The sequence below is a fragment of the Streptomyces sp. KL109B genome (genome assembly GCF_030766935.1).
Lineage (GTDB): Bacteria > Actinomycetota > Actinomycetes > Streptomycetales > Streptomycetaceae > Streptomyces.
In genome coordinates this window covers 673970-688281 of sequence record NZ_JASERL010000001.1, presented here as the reverse complement: position 1 = coordinate 688281, position 14312 = coordinate 673970, and the positions used below count along the sequence as shown (strand labels likewise).

Annotated in this window: 13 protein-coding genes; 5 read left to right on the top strand and 8 right to left on the bottom strand. The window is 70.7% G+C overall.

Going from position 1 to position 14312, the window contains the following annotated elements; all coding sequences use genetic code 11:
• Positions 1–76: 76 nt before the first annotated feature.
• The 3 genes from RBJ65_RS03315 to RBJ65_RS03305 are packed head-to-tail and all read left to right on the top strand — an operon-like array spanning position 77 to position 3566.
• Positions 77–1060, top strand: coding sequence for a glycosyltransferase family 2 protein (locus RBJ65_RS03315; RefSeq protein ID WP_306317698.1), 984 nt, complete (start codon positions 77–79; stop codon positions 1058–1060).
• Positions 1057–2409, top strand: coding sequence for a polysialyltransferase family glycosyltransferase (locus RBJ65_RS03310; protein ID WP_306317697.1), 1353 nt, complete (start codon positions 1057–1059; stop codon positions 2407–2409). The genes RBJ65_RS03315 and RBJ65_RS03310 overlap by 4 nt, the downstream gene beginning before the upstream one ends.
• Positions 2406–3566: an acyltransferase gene (locus tag RBJ65_RS03305; protein WP_306317696.1), complete on the top strand. Its 1161-nt coding sequence runs from the start codon at positions 2406–2408 to the stop codon at positions 3564–3566. Before RBJ65_RS03310 ends, RBJ65_RS03305 begins: the two co-directional genes overlap by 4 nt.
• A 156-nt stretch (positions 3567–3722) precedes the next feature.
• Here the strand turns inward: RBJ65_RS03305 and RBJ65_RS03300 are convergent, their stop codons facing one another.
• Positions 3723–4433 (bottom strand): TetR/AcrR family transcriptional regulator C-terminal domain-containing protein, encoded by a 711-nt coding sequence (locus tag RBJ65_RS03300; RefSeq protein ID WP_306317695.1) that lies wholly within the window; start codon positions 4431–4433, stop codon positions 3723–3725.
• A 73-nt stretch (positions 4434–4506) separates the two neighbouring features.
• On the opposite strand from RBJ65_RS03300, the gene RBJ65_RS03295 reads away from it, so the two are divergent.
• On the top strand, positions 4507–6066 hold the full coding sequence (locus tag RBJ65_RS03295) for an FAD-dependent oxidoreductase (protein WP_306317694.1): 1560 nt from the start codon (positions 4507–4509) through the stop codon (positions 6064–6066).
• Positions 6067–6068: 2 nt separating this feature from the next.
• On the opposite strand, the gene RBJ65_RS03290 is transcribed toward RBJ65_RS03295, so the two are convergent.
• From RBJ65_RS03290 to RBJ65_RS03280, 3 genes are all read right to left on the bottom strand, one after another.
• Entirely contained in the window at positions 6069–6647 is a 579-nt protein-coding gene (locus RBJ65_RS03290; protein WP_306317693.1) for a Uma2 family endonuclease, read from the bottom strand.
• A gap of 105 nt (positions 6648–6752) precedes the next feature.
• A complete protein-coding gene (gene leuE, locus RBJ65_RS03285; RefSeq protein ID WP_306317692.1) occupies positions 6753–7409 on the bottom strand; it encodes a leucine efflux protein LeuE in 657 nt (218 codons plus the stop codon).
• A gap of 390 nt (positions 7410–7799) precedes the next feature.
• The gene (locus RBJ65_RS03280) at positions 7800–9380 is read right to left on the bottom strand and encodes a methylmalonyl-CoA mutase (protein WP_306317691.1); all 1581 of its coding nucleotides are present in this window, start codon (positions 9378–9380) and stop codon (positions 7800–7802) included.
• A gap of 276 nt (positions 9381–9656) precedes the next feature.
• Here RBJ65_RS03280 and RBJ65_RS03275 point away from each other — a divergent pair, with 276 nt between their 5' ends.
• The gene (locus RBJ65_RS03275) at positions 9657–10478 is read left to right on the top strand and encodes a L,D-transpeptidase family protein (RefSeq protein WP_306317690.1); all 822 of its coding nucleotides are present in this window, start codon (positions 9657–9659) and stop codon (positions 10476–10478) included.
• Between the two features lie 202 nt (positions 10479–10680).
• On the opposite strand, the gene RBJ65_RS03270 is transcribed toward RBJ65_RS03275, so the two are convergent.
• The 4 genes from RBJ65_RS03270 to RBJ65_RS03255 form a co-directional block, all read right to left on the bottom strand.
• A complete protein-coding gene (locus RBJ65_RS03270) occupies positions 10681–11832 on the bottom strand; it encodes a hypothetical protein (protein ID WP_306317689.1) in 1152 nt (383 codons plus the stop codon).
• Entirely contained in the window at positions 11832–12527 is a 696-nt protein-coding gene (locus RBJ65_RS03265) for an RNA polymerase sigma factor (RefSeq protein ID WP_306317688.1), read from the bottom strand. The genes RBJ65_RS03270 and RBJ65_RS03265 overlap by 1 nt, the downstream gene beginning before the upstream one ends.
• A 309-nt stretch (positions 12528–12836) precedes the next feature.
• Positions 12837–13523, bottom strand: coding sequence for a hypothetical protein (locus RBJ65_RS03260; RefSeq protein WP_306317687.1), 687 nt, complete (start codon positions 13521–13523; stop codon positions 12837–12839).
• 49 nt (positions 13524–13572) lie between these two features.
• Entirely contained in the window at positions 13573–14214 is a 642-nt protein-coding gene (locus RBJ65_RS03255) for an RNA polymerase sigma factor (protein WP_306318006.1), read from the bottom strand.
• Between the last annotated feature and the right edge of the window lie 98 nt (positions 14215–14312).

The window sequence follows — 14312 nt, the reverse complement described above, 5'->3', positions numbered from 1 at the left end:
TCCCGCCACGCTTCGTTCACCTGACATCAAGCCATCGGTCAAGACGAATGCCGGGCCGCCGCCTAACGTCACCGACGTGGTCAAGCTCTCCGTCATCGTGCCGTTCTACAACGTGCAGCAATACGCGCCCGACACTCTCAGAAGTCTGCGTGCGAACGCACGCGACGACTTCGAATTCATTCTCGTCGACGACTGCTCGAAGGACGAGACACCGGACATTCTCGCGCGCGCCGAACGCGAACTGCCCGGCGCCGTCGTCGTCAGACACGAACGGAACGGAGGACTCGCGACCGCCCGCAACACCGGACTCGACCGGGCCAGGGGCGAATACCTCGCCTTCCTGGACGGCGACGACTGGCTCGCCCCCGGCTACTACGGTCAACTCCTCGCCGCGATAGAGGGCTTGGGCTGCGACTTCGTGCGCACGGACCACGTCCAGTGCACGGCCAGGGCCCGCTCTGTGCACCGCTTTCCGCACGGCCTGCGCAACGTCGTGATGGACCCGCGCGCGGCGATCCTCCCTGCCGACCGCTCGACGGCCGTCGACTACGCGTTCGCGTGGGCCGGCATGTATCACCGGCGGCTCGCCGACGAAGGGCTGCTGCACTTCACCGACGGGCTGCGCACGGCGGAGGACCGGCCGTGGATCTGGCGCCTGCACCGGGAGGCGAAATCCTTCGCGGCGGTCAGCACTTTGGGCGTTTTCTATCGGCGCGGCGTATCGTCCTCGCTCACTCAGATCGGTGACGTACGGCAGCTCGATTTCATTCGCGCATTCGACCAGGTCGTACGGGAAACAGCCGAGGACCGGGACGCCGACCTGCTCCTCCCCAAGGCCGTCCGCACCTACTGCGCCATCATTTCCCACCACTTGGGATCCATCGAAAGGTTCGAACCTCCCGTGGCCCGCAAATTGAAGTCGCTCAGCGCGGCCGCGCTCAAGCGCATGCCGCAGCGGGTGCTCGACGACGCGCTCGACTCGATGGACGCCCAGCGGGCGACCCGGCTGCGCCGCCTGCGCCGCCGTCCGGTGGGCGCCGCCGAGGGGGTCACGGCATGACGACCCGGATCCTGGTGGCTTCCACCCTGTACGGCGCCGCGACGCTGGCCGCCGCCCTCGACGCGGACCGCTTCGCCCCGGCCGACCGCACGCTGCTGCTGGTCGCCAACAACGCGGCGACGCCCGAGACGACGCCCGCCGTCGACGAGATGCCCGGCTTCGAGCGGCTCCGCGACCGCTTCGACGGCATCCTGTCGTGGAACGAGGCCATCTCCCCTTTCCACCCCGGCAGTTGGGGTCCGCGCACGGACGACATCCCCCTGTGGGAACGCTACTTGCGCCTCACGTGGGACCTCGGCGACGACAACGTAGAGCTGGCCGTGGAGTCCATCCAGGTCAACCCGGCGATGGCCATCACGCAGATCTTCGCGGGCGCGCCCGTCGACGTGTACGCGGACGGCCTGATGAGCTACGGCCCGACCCGCAACAAGATCGACCCGCTGATCGGCACGCGCGTGCGCCGCCTCCTCCACCTGGACCTCGTACCTGGCCTGAAGCCCTTGCTGCTCACGGAGTTCGACGTCGAGCCGGAGATCGTACCGACCGAGGTCTTCCTCAAGGTCCTCGCCGAACTCTGCGACGCGACAGGCGAATTGCCGACCCTCCCCGGCGAACCCGCCCTGCTCCTCGGCCAGTACCTGTCCGCCCTCGGCATCCTCAGCACGGCCGAGGAGGAGGAACTGCACGTCCGCATGATGCGCGGCGCCGCCCAACTCGGCCACCGTCACGTGGTGTTCAAACCGCACCCCACGGCCCCCGCCCACTGGTCGCGCACGCTGGAGCGGGAGGCGGACCGCCTGGGCATCGAACTGACCGTCCTGTCGACGCCCGTCCTCGCCGAGGTCCTCTACCAGCGGATGCGCCCGGTCCTCGTCGTCGGCTGCTTCTCCACGGCACTGCTCACGGCGAGCGCCCTGTACGGCATCCCGGTGGCCCGCATCGGCACGGCCACCCTCCTCGAACGCCTCACGCCGTACCAGAACAGCAACCGCGTCCCGGTCACCATCGTCGACGCGCTGCTGCCGGACGTGACGGACCGCACGGCGGTGGAGGCACAGGAACAGCCGCTCCCAGTGGGCGAGTTGAACGAACTGCTGCGCGCGGTCGGCTACGCCATGCAGTCCAAGATCTACCCGGACCTGCGCCGCCCCGCCGAGCGCTATCTGACCACGCGCCTCGACGACCGCACCTGGCGCTACTTCAAGCGCCGCCGCCTGACCTCGCTCGGCCTGCCCGGCGCGATCCCGTCCCAGTTCGCCTTCATCCCGCGCAACGCGACGGTACGCAGGGTGGCCAGGCGGGCCCGCTCCCTCAAGCGGGCGGCGCTCAAGCGGACGGCCATCGGATGACGTCTCCCGGCACCACGCTGCCCCCACTGCCCGCACCGCAGCCGGGACCGCGGGCGAAAGCGGTACTCGCGCGCCCCGCGTCCCGCCTGTACGCCCTCGACGGGCTGCGCCTGATCGCGGCGCTGATGGTGGCGGCGTACCACTACGGAGGCCGCGACGGCGAGGTCTCGCAAGCCTGGGGAACATCACCGAGCAGCCAATTCCCCTCCCTGCACGGCTGGTTCGCATACGGCTGCCTCGGCGTGCAGATCTTCTTCGTCATCAGCGGCTTCGTGATCTGCATGAGCGGCTGGGGCCGACCGCTGCGCTCCTTCTTCGCGTCGCGCGTCGCACGCCTCTTCCCGTCCTACTGGGTGGCGATCGTGCTCGTCACGGCCGTCTTCGCGCTGCCGGCCGTGGCGTACGAGGCGGTGTCGCCGAGCGACGCGCTGGTGAACCTGACGATGCTGCAACAACCGCTGGGCGTGGACCGGGTGTTGGGCGTGTGCTGGACACTCTGGGCGGAGCTGCGCTTCTACGCCCTGTTCGCGCTGTGCGTGGTCCTGCCGGGGGCGACGCGGCACCGGGTGGTGCTGTTCTGCGCGGTGTGGACGCTGGCGGCGGTACTGGCGGAGGGCGCGGGCGGCGACTCCTTGGCCACCCTCGTCCTGATGCCGGAGTACGCCCCGTTCTTCATCGGCGGCATCGGCCTGTACCTGGTCCACCGGGACCGGCGGGACATCACGGCGTGGGGCATCGTCGCGGTGAGCTGGCTGCTCGGCCAGCACTTCGCGGTCGACCGCACGTGGCACGCCCCGAACCCGGACTTCTTCTCCTACCGCTCCTCGTTCGGCATCATCGCCGTCGTCACGCTCGGCTTCGCGGCGGTGGCGGCGATCGCGGTGGGCTGGACGCGCTGGGCGAACTGGCGCTGGCTGACGGTCGCCGGCGCCCTCACGTACCCGTTCTACCTGGTCCACGAGCACCTGGGCTGGGTGACGATCGCGGCCCTGCACCGCCGACTCGGACTGCCGTCCTCGGTCACGTTCGCGGCGACGGTGGGCGTGATGCTGACGCTGGCGTGGGTGCTGAACCGCTACGTCGAGGAATGGGCGACACCGCTGCTACGCAGAGCGCTGAACCGCCGACCGACCAGTTCAACCCCCGCCGACGGCTGAGGCGCCGGCCGACCACTTCAAGCCCCACCGACAATTCAGGCGGCGGCCGACCACATCAAGCCCCGCCGGCGATTGAGGCGGCGGCCGACCAAATCAAGCCCCGCCGGCGATTGAGGCGCGGGGTCCGGGGCAGAGCCCCGAGGCCGCAACGCCGACTCAGCGCACCCCATAGCGCGCCTCGATGCCCGCAACAACGATGCGCAACCCCTCCTCGAACCGCTCGTCGTACGCCGCGAACAACTGATGACCCGCGGCAGCGGCGAGCGGATAGTCGACGAGCTTCTCGGCACGCTCGCCGAGGTCGACAACGGGCTCGGCACTGTTGCCGACGGGGCGCATGCCCTGCTCCTCGGTAACGAACCCGAGCGTGAACATGTACGCGGTGCTGCCCGCCCAGGCGGCCCGCTCCGCGGTGAACCCGGCGTCGACCAACAGCCGCAGACTCGCCTCCATCTCCGGACCGTGGTCCGTACCCGTGAACCGTGACCCGCTGAAGACCTTCGCGCCGTCGCGGTAGCGCAGGAGCGTGCGGCGCAAGTGCCGATTGCTGTCGATCAGGTGGTCCTGCCAGGCGGGCGGCGTGGCGGCGCGGCCAGGCTCGTACCGCAAGTCCGGCGCGGCCTCCGCCATCCGCCGGAACATCACGGTCGCCATCTCGTCGAGCAGCGCCTGCTTGTTCTTGAAGTGCCAGTACAGGGCGGGCGCCTGCACGTTCAGCTGCTTGGCGATGGCGCGCAGCGTCAGCCCTTCGAGCCCCACGTCGTTCAGCAGGTCGAGGGCGGTGTCGGCGACGTGCGCCTTGTCGAGCCCGGGCTTCCCGCCCTGCCTCGCGCCCTGCTTCTCGTTCTGCTTCTTCTTCTCGGCCACGCTTGACAGTTTAACGGCGTTAAGGTCATGCTCGAAACGAGCGAACTTAACGCCGTTAAGGATGGTGGCGGAGATGCCGACGACGACTGCGCCGCAGACGACGAACGAACTGGACGCACTGGACACACTCGACGTACTCGACGTACTCGACGTACTGATCGTGGGCGCGGGGCCGACGGGCCTGGCGCTCGCCGTGGACCTGGCCCGACGCGGGACGCGGACGCTGCTGGTGGAGCGGGCGGACGGCCTGTTCCCCGGCTCGCGCGGCAAGGGCCTGCAGCCGCGCACGCAGGAGGTGCTGTACGACCTCGGGGCCCTGGCCGCGATCCACGCGGAGGGCGGCCGGTATCCGAGGATGCGGGTCTGGGAGGGCGACGAACCGGGCCAGGAGTGGGACATGCTGGAGCGCTCCGAGCCGTCGGAGCAGGTCCCGTACGCGGAGGGCTGGCTGATACCGCAGTCCCGCACGCAGGAGGTGCTGTACGCACGCCTGCGGGAGCTGGGCGGCGACATCCGCTTCGGGGCTCCGGTGAGCGCCATCGAGCAGGACGCGGACGGGGTGACGGCGACGTTCGAGGACGGTTCGTCGGTGCGGGCGCGGTACGCGGTGGCGGCGGACGGCGGCCGCTCCACGGTCCGCAGGGCGCTGGGGATCGGCATGACCGGGGAGACGGTGGACCCGAAACCGATGCTGGTGGCAGACGTACGCCTCACGCCCGAGGCACCGCTTCCCGACACGCACTGGCACGTGTGGCCGCAGGCCCCGGAGGGCGGAGTGGCGTTCTGCCCCCTGCCGCCACAGCCCGACCGGATCTTCCAACTGGCGGCACAGTACGCAGACGAGTCGACGCTCCCGGACACGTCCCCGGAGGGCGTACGCAAACTCCTCGCGACCCGCACGCCTCTGTCGCCGGAGCACATCGCCGAGGTGCTGTGGGCCTCGGACTTCCGGGCGCGGGCGGTGCTGGCGGACCGCTTCCGGTCGGGCCGGGTCTTCCTCGCGGGCGACGCGGCACACATCCACTCCCCGGCGGGCGGCCAGGGCCTGAACACGAGCGTGCAGGACGCGTACAACCTGGGCTGGAAACTCGCGGCGGTCCTGTCCGGCGCCCCACCCCGTCTCCTGGACACCTACGAGGAGGAGCGCATACCGGTCGCGGCGAACATCCTCGGCCTCAGCACCAGGATCCACCGCGCGAGCAACGAGGACAGGCCCGTGCAACGCGGCCGCGAGGTGCAACAACTGGACATCGGCTACCGGGAGTCGACGCTGACGCGGGAAACCCGCCGGGACCTGCCGGACGACGCACTACGCGCGGGCGACCGGGCTCCGGACGGCCGGCGGGGCGGAGTGCGCCTGTTCGACGCGTTCCGGGGCCCGCACTGGACACTGCTGACGGTGGGCACAGGAGACACAGGAGACACAGGGGACACAGGAGACACAGGGGACACCGCAACCCCCGAACTCCCAACCCACCTCACCGAGTTCATACACCGGACCCACATCCCGCCCTACGAGACGTACGGCACGGGCGTGTTCCTGGTACGGCCGGACGGCTATGTGGCGTGGGCCGGGGAGAGTGCGGAGGGGGTGGCGGAGTATCTGGCGGAGGCCGGGATACCAGTGGCGTGAGATCAGTCGCCGTCGAGAAGGGTGTCGACGGACAGCTCGGGGGTGACGCCGACCTCATCAGGCAGGGGAAGGCGGGTGCCACGCTTGTACCGTGAGCACGTTCCGTACCCCTCGCCGTCCGGCCTCGTGTACACGAGCACTTCGTCGTGCTTTCGATCCACGACCACGTACACGGGAACCCGCGCCCCCGCGTACGTCTCCACCTTGGTCACCAGGTCATTCGCCCAGTTGGACGAGGTCACTTCCATGACCAGCCGGAAGACGTGGGGGTCGTAGCAGTTCCTCTCGACGAGGTGGTCCTTGTAGTCGGCGTCGACCACCGAGAAGTCCGGCACCGCGTAGTCGTCGGGCCCCGTCAGCAGCCAGATACCGATGCCTTGCAGGTAACGGAGCCCCGCTTCTTTCGCCCCGGCGTCGTGGAACTCCACGGTGAGCCACGACAGTGTCTCCTGGTGGGGCCCGTCCGGCGGTGGGGTCACGACGATGCTCCCGTTGAGGATCTCCACCCGGTGCCCGGGCAGTTCGTCCCAGAGGCGGTCGGCAGCATCGGCCAGCGACGTCTCGTGCAGTATCACTGCCATGGCACCCTCCTTGTCACGGGCCACACTCCACGAGCGTAACCGGCCCCACAGCGAGTTCGCCCGGCATCACCCGATCGAGACGGCCCCCGCCGGAGGCGCCAGGCGCTACACGCTGGCCAGCGACAGCTTCACGGCGAAGCCGAGGAACAGCACGCCGGCCGCCGAGGTCGCGCCGGCCGAGAGGCGCTTGCGGCGGCGGAAGGCGGAGGACAGCTTCATGCCGCTGAAGATCAGAACCGACAGGTACAGCACGCTGGCCGCCTGCGCGAAGGCACCGAGGACCACGAAGGAGAGGGCGGGATACGCGTAGGACGGGTCGACGAACTGCACGAAGAAGGCGATGAAGAACAGGATCGCCTTGGGGTTGAGGAGGCTGATCACGAAGGCGCGGCGGAAGGGCCGCTCCTGGGCCTGCTGCTCCTCGCCGTCACCGCTCTCGGCGGCGAGCCGCTCCCGGCGCGTGCGCCACATGCTCCACGCGGTCCGCATCATGCCGATGGCGAGCCAGGTCAGATAGCCGGCGCCCGCGTACTTCACGATCCCGAAGATCACGGCGTTGGCCTGGAGCAGGGAGGCGACACCGGCGGCGGACAACGTCATCAGGACGGTGTCCCCGCACCACACACCGGCCGCGGCCTTGTACCCGGTGCGTATCCCGCGGCGGGCGCCGACGGAGAGCACGTACAGCGAGTTCGGCCCCGGCAGAAGGATGATGAGGGCGAGGCCCGCGAGATAAGTCGGAAGATCGATGACACCCAGCATGGCCGGAGTCTCGCACGCCGCTCCGCTCCGCCGCCCCCAAATTCCGAATACCGGACACGCGGGGCTCCGCCCGGGACCAGGACACGCGGCACCGGCGTCACGGCCACGGGGCTCCGCCCCGGCCCCCGCTGCTCAATCGCCGCAGGGGCTTAATGGACCCCCACCACCTCGGGCAATCCACCGCCACCACCTTGGGCAATCTGCCGCCTGGGGCGGCAGGGTGGGCAAGGCGGCCCCCGGTGCCGCGCACCGGGGACGACGGGGCATAGCCCCGCTACAGGCAACCCCGGTGCGGCGCACCCAAGGGCCACGGGGGCCCAGCCCCGCTACAGGCACCCCGGTGCCGCGCGCCCAAGGGCCGCGGGGCCCAACCCCGCTACCCGCGACCGGTCAGAACGCGTCCGTGGGGACGTACTGCCCCCACACCTCGCGGAGCGCGTCACACACTTCACCGACCGTGGCCCGCGCCCGCAGCGCGTCCTTCATGGGGTACAACACGTTGTCGTCGCCCTCGGCCGCCTTCTTCAGCACCGCGAGCGCCGCGTCCACCGCCCCCTGATCCCGCTCGGCCCGCAGCTTCGCGAGCCGCTCCGCCTGCTGCGCCTCGATCGCCGGGTCGACGCGGTGCGGCTCGTAGGGCTCCTCGCCGTCGAGCTGGTACCGGTTGACCCCGACCACCACCCGCTCGCCGGAGTCCGTCTCCTGCGCGATCCGATACGCGGACCGCTCGATCTCGCTCTTCTGGAAGCCGTGCTCGATCGCGTTGACCGCGCCGCCCAACTCCTCGACCTTCCCCATGAGTTCGAGGGCGGCGGCCTCCACGTCGTCCGTCATCTTCTCGACGACGTACGACCCGGCGAACGGATCCACCGTCGCCGTCACATCGGTCTCGTACGCGAGCACCTGCTGCGTACGCAGCGCAAGCCGCGCCGACTTGTCGGTCGGCAGCGCGATGGCCTCGTCGAAGGAGTTCGTGTGCAGCGACTGCGTACCGCCCAGCACGGCGCCAAGGCCCTGCACGGCGACCCGCACCAGGTTCACCTCCGGCTGCTGGGCGGTGAGCTGCACGCCCGCCGTCTGCGTGTGGAAGCGCAGCATCAGCGACTTGGGGTTCTTGGCGCCGAACTCCTCCTTCATCACCTTCGCCCAAATCCTGCGCGCCGCCCGGAACTTGGCGACCTCCTCCAGGATCGTCGTACGGGCGACGAAGAAGAACGAAAGGCGCGGCGCGAAGTCGTCGACGTCCATCCCGGCCGCGACCGCCGTGCGTACGTACTCGATGCCGTCCGCGAGCGTGAACGCGATCTCCTGCGCGGGCGAGGCCCCCGCCTCCGCCATGTGGTACCCGGAGATCGAGATCGTGTTCCACTTCGGGATCTCGGCCTTGCAGTACTTGAAGATGTCGGCGATCAGCCGCAGCGAGGGCTTCGGCGGGAAGATGTACGTGCCGCGCGCGATGTACTCCTTGAGCACATCGTTCTGGATGGTCCCCGTGAGCTTGTCGGCGCTCACGCCCTGCTCCTCGGCGACGAGTTGGTAGAGCAGCAGAAGCAGCGAAGCGGGCGCGTTGATCGTCATCGACGTGGAGACCTTCTCCAGCGGAATCCCGTCGAAGAGCACCCGCATGTCGTCGATCGAGTCGATCGCGACACCCACCTTGCCGACCTCACCGGACGCGATCGGGGCGTCGGAGTCGTGCCCCATCTGGGTCGGCAGGTCGAAGGCGACGGACAGGCCCATCGTGCCGTTCTCGATGAGCTGCTTGTACCGGGCGTTGGACTCGGTGGCGGTACCGAAACCGGCGTACTGACGCATCGTCCACGGCCGGCCGGTGTACATCGTCGGGTACACACCACGCGTGAACGGATATCCGCCCGGCTCGCCCAACTTCTGCTCCGGGTCCCAGCCCTCCAGAGCCGTCGGGCCGTAGACCGGCTCGATGGGCAGTCCGGACTCGGATTCGCGCGCCATGGTTGTGCCTCCAGCGATGACTTGCCGATGAGTTGTTTCGCACTTGCTGCGTACTGGCTTGGTACTTACCGCTTACTTGCTGCGAACTTGCTGCGAACTTGCTGACTGCTTACCGAATACTTGGCGGCAGTGAACGACCCTCGCGACGGACTGTAGCGGCGGGCGTGCGGCCAGTGGAGAGCCCCGCGCTGGGACCTTGCTCACAGGCTTTCCCTGGTTTCGGCGCGGGCAGTATTCGCGGGACGGATGAGAACGGCTCGGCAGGCGGGGGATGTCATGCGGACAGCTGTCCTACGTTCATCGATCGCGGTCACCGGGGTGCTGGCCCTGGTCGCGGGGTGCAAGGCACAGGCGGTGGAGGGCGGTCGCGCCGCACCGCCCCTGACCTCGTCCCCCTCCACCCCCGCGTCCGACGACGACAAGCCCGCCACGCCCCCGCCCGCCCCCACCACTCGTCCACCCGCCCCCAAGGCCCTCCTCTCCCCCGGCGCCCGGACCGGGAACGTACGGGAGCTCCAGGCCCGGCTCCACCAGGTGGCCTGGCTCTACGAGGGACCCACGGGCACGTACGACGCCTCAACGACCAAGGCGGTCAAGGGATTTCAGGCCAAGCGCGGGCTGCCGAGCACCGGCGTGACGGACACCGTGACCTGGCAGCGGCTGCTGCGGATGACCCACGAGCCGACGAAGTGGGAGCTGTACGCGGCGGGCGGCCAGACCCCGGCGAAGCCGGACCCGCGCTGCATGACGGGCCGGGTGCTGTGCGTCAGCAAGACGAGCCGCACGCTGTCGTGGATGGTGGACGGCAGGCGCGTACTGACGACGGAGGTCCGCTTCGGCTCGCAGTACACGCCGACCCGCGAGGGCGTCTTCCACGTGTCCTTCAAGTCCCGGCACCACGTCTCGACGCTCTACGACACCCCCATGCCGTACGCGATGTTCTTCAGCGGCGGCCAGGCGGTGCACTACTCGTCGGACTTCGCAGCACGCGGCTACGCGGGCGCCTCGCACGGCTGCGTGAACGTCAAGGACGAGGAGAAGATCGCGAAGCTGTTCGCCCAGGTCAAGAACGGCGACAAGGTCGTCATCTACTGGTGAGGACGTACGGGTGAGGCTTGAGCGGCGCGGGTGGGACCGGGGGAACGTGTCCCACCCGCGCCAGTGGCACTGAGCCGAAGGTACGGGGGGAACCCCGGCTCGTGCACGGCCGATGACCAGTCGGCTCACTTACTACTGCGCCGAACCGGCCAGAAACGTCACACCCAGGCGCAACCTTTTTCGCCGCTTACGTTTCCGCAGGTCAGCGACTCGGGGTCGAGGTTGGGCTCGGGCTCGGGCTCGGGCTCGCCGTAGCGCTGGGGTCGGTGGCATCGGCTCCGTCCGCGTCGCCCCCGGAGCCGTCCTCGCTCCCGCTCTTGCCCTTGCCGCCGCTCCGGCCGCCCGAACCGTCGCCGTCGCTGTCGCCGTCGCCCTTGCCGTTCCCGCTGCCGCCGCCGTTGCCGCCGCCGCTGTCGCTCGCGAAGCTCTCGCTTCCCGCTCCCGAGGAGTCGCTCTTGTTGTCCGTGCGCTGCGAGGCGGTCTTGTCGGCGGGGGCCTCGGAGGATCCGGCGCGCGCGATGACGCGGTCGCAGAAACGGCCGAGGGTGCGCGGGCTCTGGCCGAGGGACTTCGCGGTCGCCTGCAACCGCCGCACGTCCGCGCCGCCGAGTTGCCCGCCCCGGTACTTGCGGCAGGCGTCGACGAGCCTGCGCCCCTGCGCCTTCAGCGCCGCGTCGCCGGTCGCGCCCGACTTGGGGCCCTGCCCCTGGGACGTACGCCCGTCGTGCCGTTCGTCCGTGCCATCGCCTTCACCGTCACCGTGGGAAGCGGAGCCCGAGGCGGACCCTTCGCCGGACGCCGCACCGGGCGACTTCGTCGGCTCCGGCGTCACGTGGCCGTCCTCGGTGACGCCCGCCGAGGCGGAGGAGAGCGGCCGGTCGGGGCTCGCGGCGGCGGACACGGACGCGGCCGGCGCCGGATCGTCCGCCTCGCGGAACGGCGAGGGCAGCACCCCGGTCCCCGCGGCGACGGCGACCCCGCCGAGCATGCAGGCGGCGACCGCGGCGGCGAGCCCGAACCGTGCGGGCCGCCCCCAGCGCGTACGACGCTCACCGCGCCCCGCAGCCGAAGCCGAAGCCGAAGCTGTAGCCGTCACGCCGCTCACCGCACTGTTCACAGCCGTGACGGCGCTCGCGTCACGCGCGTCACGGAACGCCTTCAACGCGGCGTCCTCGCCCGGGAGTTCCCCCTTGGGCCCGACCGTCCGCGCCTCCTGCACCTCGCTCAGCGCGTGCAGCGCGGCGGCCAGCCGTTCGGCCTGCCTGGCGGCGTCTCCGGAGACGGCCGGGGGCTCTCCGCGCAGCAGGCGGTCCGCCGCGTCGCGGCTCAGCCACTTGTTGTGCTCGTCGGCCATCACATGTCCTTCTGCGCCCGCGAACGCGAATGCGTCACACCTGCGGACGTCGCCGTACGGGAGCGGGCGCGCCGTGGAGCCGGTACCGCTCCGAGGGAGTCGGCGTCGGCGTCGGCAGCGGCACTGCTGTCGGCGTCGGTGGGTTCGCCGGCGCCGAGCAGTTCGGCGAGGCGCTTCAGCCCGCGGTGCGCGGCGGTGCGTACCGCGCCGGGCCGTTTGCCGAGGGTCTGCGCGGCGCTCTTCGCGTCAAGGCCGACGACGACACGCAGCACGACGGCCTCGGCCTGGTCCTGCGGGAGCTGGGAGATGAGCGCCATGGTGTCGCCGGTCGCGAGGGACTCGATGGCCTCGTCGGCGGTGTCGGACGAGGCGGGTTTGCCGGTGAGTTCGCTCTCGTCGCCGCCGATCGCCGGGCGCCGGCCCCGCATCCGTATGTGATCGAGAGCCCGATTGCGGGCGATCCGGGCGGCCCACCCCCGGAACCGGTCGGCGTCCCCCTCGAACCGGTCGAGGTCACGGGCTATCTGCAGCCACGCCTCCGACGCGACGTCCTCCGCGTCCGGGTCGCCGACGAGCGTACGTACGTATCCGAGCAGCCGTGGGTGCACGGTGCGGTACACAGTCCGGAACGCGGTCTCGTCCCCGTCCTGTGCCGCGAGCACCGCGGCGGTCAGCTCCGCGTCGTCCCCCAGCACTCCCTGCCCCTGCCTGCCCTGCTCTGGCCATGAAGCCGTGTGCGCCGTAGATACCGGTAGATACGAGTAGTTACGTACGGGTGCGCACGCCCGGCGCGGACCGAAACGCTACGGCCTGTACGTCCCTACGTCCATGTTCGTACAACAGACAACCAACGGTGCCCCAGAACGGTGTGACACAAAACGCAGCCGCGGCGCTGAAGAGAGTACGGGCCGCTCGCGACCCGTGACGCGCGGCGGCCGGGGTCTCTCCTGTGGGGGGTGGCGACCTCGGCCGTCCCGCATATGGGGCGCGTTTTTGAGGCGCGCTCACTTGTTGCCGTGCGGATGCGGTGACTTGGCGGAGTGGTTGTCGCTGCCGCCGCCGCCCGCGACCTTCCCCGTACGGGAGGTACGGGACGTACGAGACGCCTGGGGCGAGGGTGTGTCACACCCCTCGGCGGCGCGCTCGGCCCGGCTCAGCCCGCGCCCGTCCTCGTACGACACGCACCGCGCGCCCTCGCCGCCCCTTCCTTCCTTTCCGTCCTCGGCCCGCGGCTCCGGATCCGGATCCGGCAGGGTCGTCGCCCCCGGCGTCCCGGCGCCCGGGAGGTCGGGCGCGGTGACAGCGGGGGACGGGCTCGCAGAGCCGCGCCCCGGCCCCGCCCCAGGCCGGTCACCGTCGTCCACGGTCAGCACGCCCGACCCGATCCCGGCGACCGCGACGCCCCCGACGGCGACGCTCGCGAAGAGCGCCCCCGCCCCCGCCCGCACCGACCACCGCGGCCGCTGCCGACGTGGCCGCCAGTCGTCGCGGCGACGGGGAGTCGCGGCGGCGAGCGCGCCGGAGTCGCGGGCGGCACGGTAGGCGTCGAGCGCCCGCCGCTCGCGGTCGACGTTCAGAGGGGCGGCGCCGCCGCGCAGGGTGTCGGCGAACAGCACGGAGGCCCGGTCGGCGCCGCGGGACTCGACTCCATTGGGCTCCGCCGGGGGCGAGGGCGAGAAATTCTCAGTCATCTCGCATCCCCCAGCGTCCGCGCCCAACGTTCCGTCACACCCGCGCCCCTCACCCCTGCCCGCCTCCCGCACCCTCTCCCCCGAACCCCCCGGGCGCTCCGGGATCCCCGGGATCCCCGGGCTCCCCGATCTCCCGGGCCAGCCGCTTGAGCCCCCGATACGCCGCCGTACGCACGGCACCCGGCCGCTTGCCGAGCACCCGCGCGGCGGCGGGCGCATCGAGCCCGACGACAACCCGTAGCAACACGGCCTCCCGCTGATCACGCGGCAACGACTCGAGCAACGCGAGCGCCCTCTCGGTGGAAAGCGCCTCCAGAGCCTGCTCGGCGGCATCCCGCCCACCGGGCAGCTCGAACACATCCGTCTCCAACACGGCCTGCTGCGGCCGCACTTTCTGCCGCCGCAGCAGATCGAGGGCGCGATGCCTCGCAATGGTCGCGGTCCACCCCCGAAACCCGGCCCCGTCCCCACGGAACCGACCGAGATCCCGCGCGATCTCCAGCCACGCGTCGGAGGCGACATCCTCCGCCTCGTCCCCGACCAGCCCCCGCAAGTACCCGAGCAGCCCCGGCTGTACGAGCCGATACGCGACGGCGAAGGCGGCCTCGTCCCCCTCCTGGGCCCGCGCGACGGCAGCGCCCAGCTCCCCGTCGCGCGCCTGCGCACGACGCGGCTCCCCTCCCTGGCCCAACCGCTTCTCTCTCCGCACGTCTCCCTATTGCGGCAAACGCATCCGCGCCCACCGCCCCCATCGGGATCAGCGCCGCCCTCCACAAAAACGTCACAGAG